Source organism: Streptomyces avermitilis MA-4680 = NBRC 14893 (assembly GCF_000009765.2).
GTDB classification, from domain to species: domain Bacteria; phylum Actinomycetota; class Actinomycetes; order Streptomycetales; family Streptomycetaceae; genus Streptomyces; species Streptomyces avermitilis.
Genome location: NC_003155.5, coordinates 2,201,383 through 2,215,777, shown reverse-complemented (window position 1 = coordinate 2,215,777; position 14,395 = coordinate 2,201,383). Strand labels below are relative to the sequence as shown.

11 protein-coding genes are annotated in these 14,395 nt (G+C 70.4%); 8 read left to right on the top strand and 3 right to left on the bottom strand.

What is annotated here, in order from left to right; genetic code table 11:
* Positions 1-30: 30 nt before the first annotated feature.
* Entirely contained in the window at positions 31-951 is a 921-nt protein-coding gene (locus SAVERM_RS09550; protein WP_242432228.1) for a hypothetical protein, read from the bottom strand.
* Between the two features lie 504 nt (positions 952-1,455).
* Between SAVERM_RS09550 and SAVERM_RS09545 the strand changes: the two genes are divergently transcribed.
* The 5 genes from SAVERM_RS09545 (at position 1,456) to SAVERM_RS09530 (ending at position 7,509) form a co-directional block, all read left to right on the top strand.
* Positions 1,456-3,714, top strand: a complete 2,259-nt coding sequence (locus SAVERM_RS09545) for an AfsR/SARP family transcriptional regulator (RefSeq protein ID WP_010983250.1) — start codon at positions 1,456-1,458, stop codon at positions 3,712-3,714.
* Positions 3,678-4,691 carry a tetratricopeptide repeat protein gene (locus tag SAVERM_RS44620; RefSeq protein ID WP_237528750.1) on the top strand — a complete coding sequence of 338 codons (1,014 nt, stop codon included), beginning with the start codon at positions 3,678-3,680 and terminating at the stop codon, positions 4,689-4,691. The genes SAVERM_RS09545 and SAVERM_RS44620 overlap by 37 nt, the downstream gene beginning before the upstream one ends.
* A 125-nt stretch (positions 4,692-4,816) precedes the next feature.
* Positions 4,817-5,503 carry a M15 family metallopeptidase gene (locus tag SAVERM_RS09540; protein WP_010983248.1) on the top strand — a complete coding sequence of 229 codons (687 nt, stop codon included), beginning with the start codon at positions 4,817-4,819 and terminating at the stop codon, positions 5,501-5,503.
* A 119-nt stretch (positions 5,504-5,622) separates the two neighbouring features.
* Positions 5,623-6,264: an RNA polymerase sigma factor gene (locus tag SAVERM_RS09535; RefSeq protein ID WP_010983247.1), complete on the top strand. Its 642-nt coding sequence runs from the start codon at positions 5,623-5,625 to the stop codon at positions 6,262-6,264.
* A gap of 99 nt (positions 6,265-6,363) precedes the next feature.
* A complete protein-coding gene (locus SAVERM_RS09530; protein WP_010983246.1) occupies positions 6,364-7,509 on the top strand; it encodes a C40 family peptidase in 1,146 nt (381 codons plus the stop codon).
* A gap of 53 nt (positions 7,510-7,562) precedes the next feature.
* On the opposite strand, the gene SAVERM_RS09525 is transcribed toward SAVERM_RS09530, so the two are convergent.
* Both SAVERM_RS09525 and SAVERM_RS09520 read right to left on the bottom strand, forming a co-directional pair.
* Complete coding sequence (locus SAVERM_RS09525) at positions 7,563-9,362, bottom strand: hypothetical protein (protein WP_010983245.1); 1,800 nt, start codon at positions 9,360-9,362, stop codon at positions 7,563-7,565.
* A gap of 337 nt (positions 9,363-9,699) precedes the next feature.
* Positions 9,700-10,998, bottom strand: coding sequence for an ROK family transcriptional regulator (locus tag SAVERM_RS09520; RefSeq protein WP_010983244.1), 1,299 nt, complete (start codon positions 10,996-10,998; stop codon positions 9,700-9,702).
* Between the two features lie 181 nt (positions 10,999-11,179).
* On the opposite strand from SAVERM_RS09520, the gene SAVERM_RS09515 reads away from it, so the two are divergent.
* From SAVERM_RS09515 to SAVERM_RS09505, 3 genes are read left to right on the top strand one after another with little or no spacing between them, the layout of a single operon-like run.
* Positions 11,180-12,496: an ABC transporter substrate-binding protein gene (locus SAVERM_RS09515; protein WP_010983243.1), complete on the top strand. Its 1,317-nt coding sequence runs from the start codon at positions 11,180-11,182 to the stop codon at positions 12,494-12,496.
* A 14-nt stretch (positions 12,497-12,510) separates the two neighbouring features.
* A complete protein-coding gene (locus SAVERM_RS09510; protein ID WP_010983242.1) occupies positions 12,511-13,509 on the top strand; it encodes a carbohydrate ABC transporter permease in 999 nt (332 codons plus the stop codon).
* Positions 13,510-13,534: 25 nt separating this feature from the next.
* A complete protein-coding gene (locus SAVERM_RS09505; RefSeq protein WP_037647397.1) occupies positions 13,535-14,374 on the top strand; it encodes a carbohydrate ABC transporter permease in 840 nt (279 codons plus the stop codon).
* The last annotated feature ends 21 nt before the right edge of the window (positions 14,375-14,395 follow it).

The window sequence follows — 14,395 nt, the reverse complement described above, 5'->3', positions numbered from 1 at the left end:
GCCCGGCAGGTCAGGGCAGGTCAGGGCAGGTCAGGCTCGTGCCGGGACGATCTGTTCGGCGTGGGCGAGAGCGGCCCGCTTCAGACGGCGGTAGGTGTCGAGGGCGTCCCCGTACTCGGCCGACAACTCGCCGACGTAGTGGGCCTCGCGTTCCTTGCCGATGGACTTGAGTGAGGCGGCGCGGGCGCAGCCGGCGTCGGCGGTCGCGGTCCGGGTCTCGGCCGCGAACGTCCTGGCCTCCGCGGCCCGGGTCTGTCGCGTGCCGTGCTCGCGCATCGCCTGACGTGCCTCGTTCGGGTCGCGGTAGGGGTGGCCGGCGCGCCGCATGCAGCGTGACCAGTCCCTCACCGCGCCGCTGAACTCCTGGTCGCGCAGCAGCTTGCCCACGTACAGAGGGCGCAGGTTGCTGACGGTCGAGTCGGCCCGGAACCACGTCTTCGGGTCGCCGTACAGCTTCTTCTCGGCCTCGCCCGTGCAGCCGCCGGACCGCTTGGTGATCGTGCCGCCGCCGGGTGCCTCGATCTTCAGCAGCGTGGCTGTCCGGCCGCCGTCCAGCGCGGTGTCGTACGTCGACTGCCGGGCGGTGGGAAGGGACGCGCGGTAGGCGAGATTGGGGTTGCGGAGCCGGGCGCGGTCCTCCTTCGCCATGATCCGGCTGCCGTACCCGTGTGTGCGGGCCCAGCGGACGTCGTCCTGGACGTAGCCGACCGGCCGGCTCTCCTCCAGGGTCAGCGTCCGCTCCTCCCAGAAGCGGTAACCGTGCCTCGCCATGCACTGCTTGACCAAGTGCTGTTCGGCGTCCGAGATCCGCAGGTCCTCGGCGTAGGTGAGTTCCGGGCTCTGCCGGGTGCGTTCGGCTTTCGCGACCGGGGAGGTGGGGTGGGGCCGGTCGGTGTCCCGTGTGCAGCCGGTCAGGGCGAGGGAGGCGACCGCGCACATCGCGGCGAGCACAGAGACACCGCTCCGACCCGGCCTCGATCGCCTCCGCGGGGCGGCTGTGTCACGGGCGGCAGCCGGGCTTGCGGCCCTCCCGTGCCGGGCGTCGGTGCGCTTCATCGAGATACCCCCTGGGCTTCAACCGGTCCGGCGTGATGCTGTCGGGCCGTTGACGCCTCGAGCCGTGCCTCCGTATGACTCGCCGTACGCGGGAATCTTCTTCGCACCCGCGGTCATACGACGGGTCTGTCCCCGCGGTCATACAAACGGGCTCGCGCCTGTCGTCTTCCCCATGAGCGGCGCCGCCCGTGTCGCCGAAATCAGCCAAGTGACGCCGGAGAAGGAGTGCGGTCGACTGCGGAACATGTCCCGGACGCCAGGCTTTGAGCAGGGGTCGGCCCGGTGGGCCGGACCGTCTAGAACCGGACAGGGCGGTCCGGAGTTCGGCATGTCCTGTCGGCGTTCGCCGATATCGTTGTCCTGCATCCGCGGGACGGACGATGCGGCGATCGGGGAACGATGTTCGAAGTGCGTCTGCTCGGTCCGGTGGAGGTGTGGCAGGGGAACCGGCGGGCGCCGCTCGGCGGGGCCAGACCCCTTGCCGTGCTTGCCGCGTTGACCGTCCATCTCGGCGAAGTGCTCTCCACCGAGCGACTGGTGGATTTCGTCTGGGACGAGCAGGTGCCCGCCACCGCCACCGCGCTGGTCGCCACTCATGTCTCCGCCGTGCGCCGAGCGCTCGCACGGGTCAGCGAGGCTCCGGTGATCCGGACCCGGCCGCCTGGGTATGTCGCCGACTTCAGTCCCTCACAGGTCGACGCCCGCCGTTTCGAGGAACTCCTCGCGCTGGGCCGGAGTTCGGCCGCGCGCGACCGTCCGGGCGAGGCCGCCGACATCCTGTCCGACGCCTTGAGTCTGTGGCGCGGGCAGGAGGCACTCGAAGGGCTCGGCCAGTCCTTCGCGCGGATCGAGGCCGCCCGGCTGGCGGAGCTGCGGCTGGTGGCCCAGGAGGAGTCCTTCGGTCTGCGTTTGGCGCTCGGACGCGAGGACGAGACGATCGCACCCCTCCTCGCGCATGTCGCCGCCCATCCGCTCCGGGAGCGACCGCGCGGACAGTTGATGACCGCGCTGTTCCGTACCGGCCGGATCTCTGACGCACTGCGCACGTACCAGGAGGGACGTGAGGTCCTCCGTCGCGAACTGGGCATCGACGCCGGGCCCGAGCTGCGCGCCCTGCACCAGGCTGTGCTGACCAACGACAGCGAGCGGCTGGGAACCGGCACCGGCACCGGCACCGGCCTCGGGACCGGCGTCCGCACCGGCCTCGGGACCGGCGTCGGCGCCGGCCGGAAGGCCAAGGCCGTCGCGGCAGGACCGGCCGCAACCTCCTCGGCCCCTCCCCGAATCCCGTACGCCCAGGACAGCACGCACCGGATCGCCGCCCCCACCAGGTTCGGCCCCGAGCCGACCGGCCGGCCCGCCCCCGCCCCATCCCATCTGCCCCCCGACGTGGCTGACTTCGTGGGACGGACGGAGCAGATCGCCTGGGCCACCTCGCTGCTCCACGGAGTCAACAACACCACCAGGACCGCTCCGCCGATCGGGGTGATCTCCGGACGCTCGGGGATGGGCAAGACCGCCCTCGCCGTGCACGTCGGCCACCGGACCGCCGAACTCTTCCCCGACGGCAGGCTGTTCGTGGACCTGCGCGCCTCGGACACCGCGCCGTTGCAGCCCGCCGACGCGCTCGCCAGACTGCTGCGGGCCATGGGCATCGATCCGGAGACGTCGCCGAACGGAATCGACGACCTGACCGGGCTGTACCGCACACACGTCGCACACCGGCGCATCCTGCTGATCCTCGACAACGCGGCGGGAGAGACGCATCTGCGGCCGCTGTTGCCGCCCGGCCCCGGTTCCGCGGTCCTGGTCACCAGCCGACGACGGCTGGTGGCGCTGGAGGGCGCGGCACATCTGGATCTGACCGTGCCGGACGAGCCGGAGGCGCTGCAACTGCTGAAGCGGGTGGCAGGGGAGGAGCGGACGCGGTCCGAGCCGGACCAGGTGGCGGAGATCGTCACCCTGTGCGGACGGCTGCCGCTGGCGGTACGCATCGCCGGTGCCCGGCTCGCGGCGCGCCCGCACTGGGCTCCCGGCCGCCTCGCGGGGCGGCTGCGTGACGAGCGGCGACGGCTCAACGAACTGCGCGCGGGGGATTTGGAGTTACGTACCAGTCTCGAACTGGGTTACGCGGACCTCGATCCGCAGGAGCGTCGGGCACTGCGCCGGCTGGCGCTGATGGAGCTGCCCGACTTCGCCGCGTGGATCGCCGCACCCCTGCTGGACATAGGAACGGAGGAGGCCGAGGAAGCCGTCGAGCGGTTGGTGGACTGCCACTTCATCGATGTGCTCGGCGTGGACGGGACCGGCCGCAACCGCTACCGCATCCACGACCTCGCCCGCGAGCACGCCCGGGAACGATGTCTGTCCGAGGAGAGCGCCGAAGAGCGTGCCGCGGCGGTGCCGCGGCGGTGCTGCGGCTGGTGGCCTGCTGGCTGGGGCTGGCCAAGGGAGCGGCGGCCCGGGGGCCCGGGGGAGCGGCCCGGTACTTTCCCGAGCCGGGGACCTTACGACTGCTCGACCAGGAGACGGAAGAGGGACTGCTGGACCGGCCCGCGGCCTGGTTCGCCGCCGAGCAGGCCTGTCTGCTGGCGGCCGTGGTCCACTGCGCCGACCAAGGGATGGCCCGTGCGGCCCGGGATCTCGCCGGTGCGCTGATAGCGAGTTCGGCCGTGCTGTACAACCAGTTCGACGCCTGGTCGCGCTCGCACGCCGCGGCCCTCGAGGCGGTACGCCGCGGCGGGGACACCGAGGGCGAGGCGTGGCTGCTCACGGGCCTCGGTCAACTGCGCTACGAACAGGACAAGTTCGAGGAGTCGTACGCCTACTTCGCCGACGCGCTGCGCCTGTTCGACGAGCGCGGCGACGTGCCGCGAGGGGCGGCCCTCTCCCTCGCCGGAATGGGCTCCGCGCGACGCGAACAGGCCCGCTTCGCGGAGGCGTTGCAGCTGCTGAGTTCCGCACTGGAGCGGTACGAGCAGACCGACGACGTCGGCGCCAGGGCGCGCGTGCTGTACGGAATCGGCTACGTGCACCGTGAGCAGGGGCGTGGGGCGCAGGCCTGGGAGGCCCTGTCGGGGGCTCTCGGTCTGTACCGCACCGCGTCCGACCGGCACGGCGAGGCCCTCACCCTGCGTTCGCTGGCCCTGTGCCGTCGGGCGGACGGCGCGTGGGCGGACGCCGAGCGGCTGCTGCACGAGGCGCTGCGGATCTTCGTCGGTCTCCAGGACACCTTCGGCGTGATGTACACCGAGCAGTCGTTGGCCAAGGTGGAGCTGCGCCGGGGCCACCTGGAGAAGGCACGCGAGCGGCTCGGCCGGTGTCTGGAGGTGGCCCGCGAGCGCCAGGACCGGTTCGGTGAGGCACTCGTGCTGCGCACCCTGGGTGAGTGGTGTCTGGCGGCCGGCGAGACCGAGCGCGCGCGGGAGCCACTGGAGCGGGCGCTGGCGGCCTGGGAGGCGTTGGACCTTCCGCTGTGGGGGGCCCGTACGGCCTGGGACCTGGCCGAGGTGTCGGCGTCGCGCGCGACGAACAGGCGGCGCGGGCAGCCCGCGCGCAGGCGCTGGAGACCTTCCGCGCGCTGGACAGCCGGGAGGCGCGGGAGCGCGCGGACAAAGGCGTGTAGGACGAGGTGAGCCCCAGGACCGTCCGCGGGCCGTCCCGCCGTTGACGTGCCGCCTCGGCCCTCTGGAGATGCCCTGTCCCGCTCCTTGCAGAGAACCTGCAGAGCAATTGCAGGGCCCTGGGCCACGCTCGTCGCGTGACAGAAATCATCCCGCTCTCGGACGCCCGAGTCGCCGGCGTCGCCGAGGACGAATGCGGTGAACCACTGGTCGATCTGCGTGAGGTCGCCGAGCTGCGACTCGACGCGCGACAGGCGGACCACGACGGCAGTTACGCCCATCTGCGGGCCGGCGCACTGCGGCGGCTCCTCCAGGCACAGCGGTTGCTGCCCACCGGGGTCCGGTTCCTGGTGCTGGAGGGGTACCGGCCGCCGCAGCTCCAGCGACGCTACTTCGAGGAGTACGCGGCGACGATGCGCGCGGCCCACCCGGACGAGGCGCCCGACCGGATCCGTGAGCTGACGAGCGCGTACATATCGCCGCCGGAGGTCGCACCGCATGTCAGCGGCGGAGCCGTGGATCTGACGCTGTGCGGTGCGGACGGCACGGAGCTGCCGCTCGGCACGGAGGTCAACGCCACCCCGGAGGAAAGCGAAGGCGCCTGCCGCACCGCGGCTCCGAACATCAGCGTCGAGGCACGCGCCAACCGGGCCGTGATGGACAGGGCCCTCACGGCGGTCGGGTTCGTCAACTACCCCACCGAGTGGTGGCACTGGTCGTACGGCGACCGGTACTGGGCCCTGCTGCGCCGGGCGCCCGCCGCCCGCTACGGCCCCACCGCGCCGCCCGGGCTCCGGGCGGGCGGCTCGACACCGACGGCATGACGTGCCGCGCACCGGCAGGCGCGACCAGCCGGGGGGTGCGCGAGCACAAGGCGACGCCGGGAGCGCGAGCACAGGCGAACCAGATCAACCGCACAGCGGAAAGAACGGGGAGAAGAAGCATGGAGACCAGCGACGTCACGTGTGCGGCGGTCCCGTACCAGGGCGACCGTATGAGCCCGCGGGAGTTCGACGCGTCCTTCACCGAAGCCATGCCGCGGCTGCGCCGGCGGCTGCTGGCGATGACCGGCAACGCGCACGATGCCGACGATCTGTTGCAGGAGACCTACCTGCGGCTCTCGCGCCGGGCCCGCGCACAGACCCTGGCACGTCAGCAGCACCCGTACGCGTACACCTGCGCCGTCGCCTTCAACCTGCTCCGCGACTCATGGGTGCACCCCTCCCGCCGCGAGCGCACCACGGACCGGCTGCCCGAGGCGGGCTGGGACGGCGGCCTCGGTTCGTACGAGGCGTCCGCCACGGCTCTCGCGCTGCTGCGCGTGCTGTCGCCGAAGGAGGCGGCCGCGGTGATCCTCATCGACCTGGAGGGCCTCAGCCACGACACGGCCGGTGAGCGGCTCGGCGCCCACCGCGGCACCGTCCAGCGCAACCGGATGCGGGCGCTGGCCAAGATGCGCGCCGCGCTCGGCGCCTGCGGAACAGAGGGCGACGACGCCGTCTCCCGTGAAGAGCCGCCCGTGCCGCGCCCCTTGCAGGGGAGGGGGCGCGGCACGGGCATGGACCATCCGAATTCCAGAAAGTGACGTGGGTCACTCCTCTCTCGCGCATATCGCCACCTTCCGTCACCGGTTTCCTCGGTGACGCACCGTCGACAAAGGATGTACTCCTTGAAGATCAGCACCATGCGCCGGGTCATCGGCCGGGCGGTCGTGACCGCCGTGGCGGTGGCCCTCACCGCGTTCCTTCCCTCCACGGCCCAGGCGGCCGTCTCCGTCCCACCCGCCGCGGCCCGGGACGCCACCTGCGGTGTGCTGGCGCCGGGTGCCTCGGCCACGGCGCAGGCGGCCGTCGATGCCGCCTGCGCCCAGATCGGCGTCTGGTACAGCTGGGGCGGTGGCCACGGCGCCACGCCCGGCGCCACGTACGGCTACTACGACGGCGTGGACCCGGACAGCCTCCACGACGGCGAGCGCAAGGGCTTCGACTGCTCGGGCCTGGTCCGTTACGCGTACTACCGGGCGACCGGCAAGGACCTGCTCAACGGCACGTCCAACGACCAGTTCCACAGCTCGCAGGCCTCCGCCCGCTTCTCGGCGGGGCAGGGAACCGGTCCGCTGCTGCCCGGTGACCTGATGTTCTGGGGGAGCGGTCACATCCATCACGTCGCCATGTATCTGGGCGGCGGGCAGATGGTCGAGGCGTACGAGTCGGGCACCCACATCAGGGTCGCCCCCGCCCGCACCGGCGGCGACTACGCGGGAGCGATCCGGATCAACCCCTCGGGCACCGTTCCGCCGCCGCCCGCGAACGGCGGTACGACCTTCGAGACCTGGGGCACCAGTGTGCGCACCCACTCCACGCCGAGCGTGAGCGCCTCCGTCGTCGACACCTTCGCCGGTCCGACCCAGGTCTCGGTCCAGTGCCAGCAGCACGCCGAGACCGTCACCGCGGAGGGCTACACCAACGACATCTGGTCCAGACTGGCCGACGGCTCGTGGCTGACGAACGTCTACATCAAGGGCCCGGCCGAGCTGCCCGGCGTGCCGGACTGCGGCGGCAGCACCACGCCGCCGCCCACCAGCGGCAGCAAGGCGTTCCAGACCTGGGGAACCGGAGTGCGCACGCACAGCGAACCCCACGTCAACGCCGGTGTGGTCGACTACTTCGCGCAGCCGACCACGGTCAACGTGGTGTGCCAGGCCCATGCCCAGGAGGTGACGGCCGACGGCTACACCAACGACGCCTGGTCCAAGCTCACCGACGGCTCCTGGCTGACGAACATCTACATCAAGGGCCCGGCCTGGCTGCCCGGCGTGCCCACCTGCTGATCGCCTCGTGTGCGGGCCGGGGACGGACCCGGCCCGCACACGGCGCGGCGGCATCAGGGATACGACACCACCGTCGACGGTATGGTCGACGTGCCCGACGTCGGCGCACCCGTCTCGTTGATGACGCGCTCGTACTGGCCCTGGCCGCCGAGCGAGACGACCAGCAGGTCGTGGAACTTGACGCCCGGTGTGTTCGGGGCGGAGAAGCCGTGGTGCTGCACGATGGACGGGTTGACGTTGTAGTAGCAGTAGCTGCCGAGTCCCCAGCCTTCGTGCGTGGTCACCGCGTCGCCGACCTTGTAGGCGGCGTAGCCCTTGACGGAGCCGTTCTGGATCGCGGCCTGGTTCGGGGCGTCGTACGCCTTCTCGTTCTGGAAGAAGATGGTGCGGCCCCGCTGCCCGTACCACTGGACGTCGTACTTGTTGAAGTGCTCCACGAACAGGCCCGTGGCCAGCACGTCGTCGCCGTTGACGACGATGCCGTAGTCGGCCCGGTTCGTGTCCCAGCCGACGCCGGTCCCGTGGTCGGCGCGCCAGATCCAGGTGTGGTCGACGATCGTGTGGCGGCTGTTGATCACCATGCTGGTGGTGGCCTTGCCCGCGCCCGCCCCGCCGATGCGGACGAACACGTCCTGCACGGTGGTCGGGTTGGCGGAGTGGTCCGTGCTCGCGCCCCGCGGCCCGACCTCCAGCAGGGTGGCGGAGTTGACCGGGCCGGCGTCGATGAGGAAGCCGGCCAGCCGTACGCCGTCGACGTCCGCGACCTTCAGCGCCGTGACGCCGTTGTCGGGGATCAGCGTGGCGTAACCGAGGCCGAGGACGACGGTGCCCGCGCGGTTCACCTGGATCGGCTGGTCCACGTGGTAGATCCCCGGGGTCAGCAGCAGGTGGAGTCCCTGTGTGAGCGCCTGGTTGAGGGTGGCCGCGGAGACACCCGGCTTGGCGACGTAGAACTGGGACAGGGGCAGCGAGGTGCCTCTTGGTGTGCCGTTGCCCCAGGTCACGCCCCGGGCGTTGGTCCGCTTCTCCGGCAGGAAGACCCGGTACTCACTGCCGCTCAGATACAGGAACGGCTTCTCCCGGGAGACGGGGGTGGTGTTCAGCGTGGTGTACACCGGGTTCGGGAAGCTCTGTGCCGGCGCGCCCTCGACGCCGGAGAACACCATGTTCCAGACGCCGTTGAGCCAGCTGCCGATCGCGCTGTCGCGGGTGTACCACTGCTGCTGCGAGTACGGTCCGACCTGGCCGTCGATGCGGCTGTCCGCGATGTAGCCGCCGCTCGCCCAGCCGTAGCCGTTGGGGGAGAGGTTGAGGCCGCCGCGGACGTGCATGCGCCGGAACGGCGCCGCCTGCGCGACGGCCCACCGGTTGGTGCCGTTGACGGGGACCAGTGCGAGGTTCTCCGCCGAACGCCAGAAGTTCTGGGTGGCGTTGCCGTTGAACCAGCCCGCGTCGACGGTGACATCGCCGTTGATCGTCGTGTCGTCGGGGGACAGTCCGAGGCCCGCGATGGACGTGTAGAAGCCGAGCTGGGCGTTGAGCCCGTTGTAGGTGCCCGGCTTGAACAGCAGGGCGTAGCGGCCGGTCCCGAACTGCGCCGATTCCTGCTGCCGGAACACCTCGTCCAGCTTGGCCTGGATGCCGGACGTGGACGGGTCGAAGACGATGACGTTCGGGCCGAGGTCGCCACCGCCCGGCAGGGCGCGCGGGGCGGCGGAGGAGGGGGCGGCGGAGGCCGGCGTGGACAGGCCGAGCAGCGCGGGCGCGGAAGCGGCGGCGGCAGCGGCGCCGAGCACCGTCCGGCGGGCTATGGAAGGCCGCTCCGCCGAAGAACCTGTGGGGGCAGGGGACATGCGGGCACTCTCCTGGTTCAGGAAATGAACGACGAGGGGGAGGAGGGAGCGCTCTCTCGCCGTTGAATGCTTCATCCGCGTGAACGACGCGTCAAGAGTTGGGACCGGAGTCCCGCGTGTTGTTGAAGAATAACCGTCAACCGGCGGTCATTTGGGGCTAGTTGGGCAGGTAATGAGAGGTGTGCGGCGCATCCGGTACCGCGATCCTTGTGTTCAAGAGGTGCGCGAAAGAAGCCGCTGATCCGGTGCGTTGCGTCAGGCTGCGCGCCCAGCGGCGTTCGTTCGGTCTGCGCGTTGCGTCAGGCGCCCGCCCAGCGACATACGCCCGCCCAGCGCGTTACGCCAGGCGCCCGTCCAGCGACGTACGCCACGCAGGAGACGGCACGGGTGCGTCGGGTGCGGGTGCGCGGCGGCCGCCGTGGGCGAAGAAGTCGGCGAGCGGCAGGATCGCGGCGCCCACGGTCACCGCGTCCGGCCCGAGCCTGCCCAGCTCGATGCCGACGCGTCCGGCGGGGTACCGCAGTGCGTAGGCGAGGGCGTGGGTGCGTACCGACTCCAGGAACCGCGAGCCGAGTTGGAGGCCGGCCCAGCCGCCGACGAGGATGCGTTCGGGCTGGAAGAGGTTGATCAGGTCGGACAGGCCCGCGCCCAGATACTCCGCGGTCTCGGCGAGGACGGCCGCCGCCACCGGGTCCGGCGCACGGCCGTCCTCGGGATAGGCCGCCGCCAGCATCGCCGTCAGCGCGGTCTCCTCGTCGGTGTCGTACGGCGGCTGCCCGCCCGCCTCCTGCCAGCGCGCGAGGAGCGCCTCGGCGCCCGCGTACGCCTCCAGGCAGCCCAGCGCCCCGCAGCGGCACCGCCGCCCCTGCACCCGTACGGTGAGGTGGCCCCATTCGACCGCCCGGCCGTGCTCCACCTCGTCCGTGACCACGCAGGCGCCGACACCGGATCCGAAGAGCACCACCACGGCGTTGTGCGCGCCGCGTCCGGCGCCGAACCACATCTCCGCCTGGCCCAGCGTCTTGGCGCCGTTGTCGATGAAGTACGGCACATGCTCGGGGAGTTGACCCGACAGGCGCAGCATGTGCTCCAGCGGGACGGCGTCCCAGCCGATCGTCTGACCGTGGACGACCGCGCCGCCCTCGCCGGAACGCTCGACGATGCCGGGCACGCCGATGCCGACGCCGAGGAGTTCGCCGGCGGTGATCCCGGCTGCCGCGAGGACCTCGGCGACGCCGTCGCGGATGTGACCGACGATGACGCCCACGTCGTACGCCTGCCGGCCCTTGTGCGCCAACGGGCGTTCGGTGCGGGCGAGTTCCGCCAGGGAGAGGTCGAACAGCTCCACGCGCACCCGGGTCTCGCCGACGTCCACGCCGATCATGTGCCCGCTGCCGGGGACGACGCGCAGCAGGGTGCGCGGGCGGCCGCCGTCGGAGCCGACGCTGCCCGCCTCCTCCACCAGACCGTCGGCCAGCAGTTCGGCGACGACGTTGCTGATGGAACCCGAACTCAGCCCGGTCGCGGGCGCGAGCGAGTGGCGGCTCATCGGTCCGTCGAAATACAACCGTTGTAGAACGGCGGTGCGGTTCTCCCGTCGCAGGTCATGGACCGTCCGGCCGTTGCGCGCTGCCACCTGACCTCCTGATTTTCCTACGTCGCTCGGCAAGATACCCGTGCCGGATCTCTTGACGCTTCTTTCTCTCGAGGTTTAACTCACGTTCTAAATTAAGCCATGAGGGGCTTCGGAAGTCGAACGGGGTGTCGTTCCGGAGCTGCCTCGGGTTCTCGACTCCCGGAAAGGGACACCTGGAGCCATGCGCAGCATCCGAGCCGCGGCCGTAGGCGCCGTCACCATGTCTCTCGCCCTTGCCGCCTCGGCCTGCGGAGGCGGTTCGTCGACCGGCGGGGGATCCAACGACTCGCCCAAGACGCTCACGTACTGGGCCTCCAACCAGGGCGCCAGCATCGCGGTGGACAAAAAGGTCCTCCAGCCCGAACTCGACAAGTTCGAGGAGCAGACGGGCATCAAGGTGAAGTTGGAGGTCGTGCCCTGGTCGGATCTGCTCAACCGGATCCTGACCGCGACCACGTCGGGCCAGGGCCCCGACGTGCTGAACATCGGCAACACCTGGAGCGCCTCCCTCCAGGCCACCGGGGCGCTGCTGCCGTGGGACGCCAAGAACTTCGACAAGATCGGCGGCAAGGACCGGTTCGTCGACTCGGCCCTCGGCTCGACCGGCGCCCAGGGCAAGGACCCGGCCGCGGTGCCGCTGTACTCGATGGCGTACGCGCTCTACTACAACAAGAAGTTGTTCGCCGACGCGGGCATCGCCAAGCCGCCGGCCACCTGGGACGAGCTGATCGCCGACGGCAAGAAGCTCTCCAAGGGCGGCACATGGGGCCTCGGAGCCGAGGGCTCGAACCCGTCCGAGAACATCCACCACACCTTCGTCTTCGCCAAGCAGCACGGCGCCGACTTCTTCACCGCCGACGGCAAGCCCGACTTCACCTCCGACGGCGCGGTCACGGCGGTCAAGCAGTACGTCGACCTGATGGCGAAGGACAAGATCATCGCGCCCGGCAACGCCGAGTACGCGCAGAACCAGTCCGTGAGCGACTTCGCCAAGGGCAAGAACGCGATGCTGCTGTGGCAGTCCGCGTCCTCCAACCTCAAGTCGCAGGGCATGAGCGACGACGCGTACGGCATCGCTCCGATGCCCGTGCAGTCCGGCACCCCGGGAAGCGGCACCAACGTCAACTCGATGGTCGCGGGCATCAACATGGCCGTCTTCAAGAACACCCACAACCTCGACGGCGCCACGAAGTTCGTGAAGTTCATGACCGGCGACGCGGAGCAGAAGATCCTCAACACGGCGTACAGCACGATCCCGCCGGTCAAGACCGCCCAAGCGGACGCCGCCTTCAACACCCCGGCGAACGCGGTCCTGAAGGACACCCTCGCCAAGAGCGCCGTCGCGCTTCCGCAGGTCGCCGACGAGTCCCAGTTCGAGACGGCCATCGGTACGGCCGTCAAGGAACTGTTCGCCGACGCGGCCGCCGGACGCGCGGTGACCACGGCGTCGGTGAAGGCCAAGCTCGAGAAGGCCCAGCAGCAGATGCCGAAGAAGTGAGTGCAGAGACCGTCATGACCACCACGACCGCCTCCGCCGAGTCCGGCGAGCGGACGGTGCGCAAGAACTCCCCCGGTGCGGCGCGCGGCCCGCGCCGCACCGGGCGGATCAAGCGCATCGGACTGCCCTACCTGCTGCTTCTGCCCGCCCTGCTCCTCGAACTCCTGGTCCACCTGGTGCCGATGGTCATCGGCATCGTGATGAGCTTCAAGGAGCTCACGCAGTTCTACATCCGCGACTGGGGCACCGCGCCCTGGTCCGGCCTCGACAACTACCAGGTGTCGGTGGACTTCGACGCGCCCGTCGGTGAGGCGCTGCTCCACTCGTTCCTCGTCACCATCGCCTTCACCCTGCTGTCCGTCGGCCTGTGCTGGCTGATCGGCACGGCGGCCGCGATCTACATGCAGGACACCTTCCGCGGCCGCGGCCTGCTGCGCGCCCTGTTCCTCGTCCCGTACGCGCTGCCCGTGTACGCGGCCGTCATCACCTGGGTCTTCATGTTCCAGCACGACAACGGCCTGGTGAACCACGTCCTGCACGACCAGTTGCACCTCACCGACAAGCCGTCCTTCTGGCTCATCGGCGACAACAGCTTCGTCGCGCTGCTCACCGTGTCCGTGTGGAAGGGCTGGCCGTTCGCCTTCCTCATCGTCATGGCCGGCCTGCAGAACATCCCGGGCGAGCTGTACGAGGCGGCCGCCCTCGACGGGGCCGGCCTGTGGCAGCAGATCCGCCGCATCACCCTGCCGTCACTGCGCCCGGTCAACCAGGTCCTGGTCCTGGTCCTGTTCCTGTGGACGTTCAACGACTTCAACACGCCGTACGTCCTGTTCGGCAGGACGGCGCCGGAGGCCGCGGACCTCATCTCGGTCCACATCTACCAGGCGTCGTTCGTCACCTGGAACTTCGGCACCGGCTCCGCCATGTCCGTCCTGCTGCTGCTCTTCCTGCTCGTCGTGACGGGCGTCTACCTCCTGCTGACCTCCCGAGGAAGGAAGACGGCCGATGTCTAGCACCTCTTCGACGGCCCGCTCGCCGATGGCTCCGCCCCGGTCCTTCCTCTGGTCCCGCCGGATCTTCCTCACCCTGCTCACCGGCTTCGTCCTGCTGCCGGTGTACGTCATGGTCTCCAGCTCCCTGAAGCCGCTCGCGGACGTCTCGGGGAAGTTCCGGTGGCTGCCGAGCAGCCTGACGATCCGCCCGTACATCGACATCTGGTCCACGGTCCCGCTCGCGCGGTACTTCGTGAACTCGCTGATCGTGGCGGGCGCCGCGACGGTCTGCTCGGTGGTGATCGCGGTCTTCGCCGCGTACGCCGTCAGCCGTTACGACTTCCGGGGCAAGCGCGTTTTCACGGTCACCGTGCTGTCCACCCAGATGTTCCCCGGCATCCTCTTCCTGCTGCCGCTGTTCCTGATCTACGTCAACATCGGCAACTCCACCGGCATCGCCCTGTTCGGCTCGCGCGGCGGGCTGATCCTGACGTATCTCACCTTCTCGCTGCCGTTCTCGATCTGGATGCTGATCGGGTACTTCGACTCGGTGCCGCGCGATCTGGACGAGGCGGCGCTGGTGGACGGCTGCGGACCGCTCGGCGCGCTGTTGCGGGTCGTCGTGCCGGCCGCGATCCCCGGCATCGTCGCGGTCGCCGTCTACGCCTTCATGACCGCCTGGGGCGAGGTGCTGTTCGCGTCGGTGATGACCAACGACACCACCCGCACGCTCGCCGTCGGACTCCAGGGCTACTCCACGCTCAACAACGTGTACTGGAACCAGATCATGGCCGCCTCGCTCGTCGTCAGCGTTCCCGTGGTCGCGGGCTTCCTGCTCCTCCAGCGCTATCTCGTCGCCGGGCTGACGGCCGGAGCCGTCAAGTGACCGACTCCCCCCATTCCGAAG

Bases quoted from the DNA above. Each gene is read 5' to 3' on its own strand.
- SAVERM_RS09530 (WP_010983246.1), top strand. From the start codon at position 6,364: ATGCGCCGGGTCATCGGCCGGGCGGTCGTGACCGCCGTGGCGGTGGCC.
- SAVERM_RS09535 (WP_010983247.1), top strand. From the start codon at position 5,623: ATGGAGACCAGCGACGTCACGTGTGCGGCGGTCCCGTACCAGGGCGAC.
- SAVERM_RS09515 (WP_010983243.1), top strand. From the start codon at position 11,180: ATGCGCAGCATCCGAGCCGCGGCCGTAGGCGCCGTCACCATGTCTCTC.
- SAVERM_RS44620 (WP_237528750.1), top strand. From the start codon at position 3,678: ATGGCCCGTGCGGCCCGGGATCTCGCCGGTGCGCTGATAGCGAGTTCG.
- SAVERM_RS09505 (WP_037647397.1), top strand. From the start codon at position 13,535: ATGGCTCCGCCCCGGTCCTTCCTCTGGTCCCGCCGGATCTTCCTCACC.
- SAVERM_RS09525 (WP_010983245.1), bottom strand. From the start codon at position 9,362: ATGTCCCCTGCCCCCACAGGTTCTTCGGCGGAGCGGCCTTCCATAGCC.
- SAVERM_RS09510 (WP_010983242.1), top strand. From the start codon at position 12,511: ATGACCACCACGACCGCCTCCGCCGAGTCCGGCGAGCGGACGGTGCGC.
- SAVERM_RS09545 (WP_010983250.1), top strand. From the start codon at position 1,456: ATGTTCGAAGTGCGTCTGCTCGGTCCGGTGGAGGTGTGGCAGGGGAAC.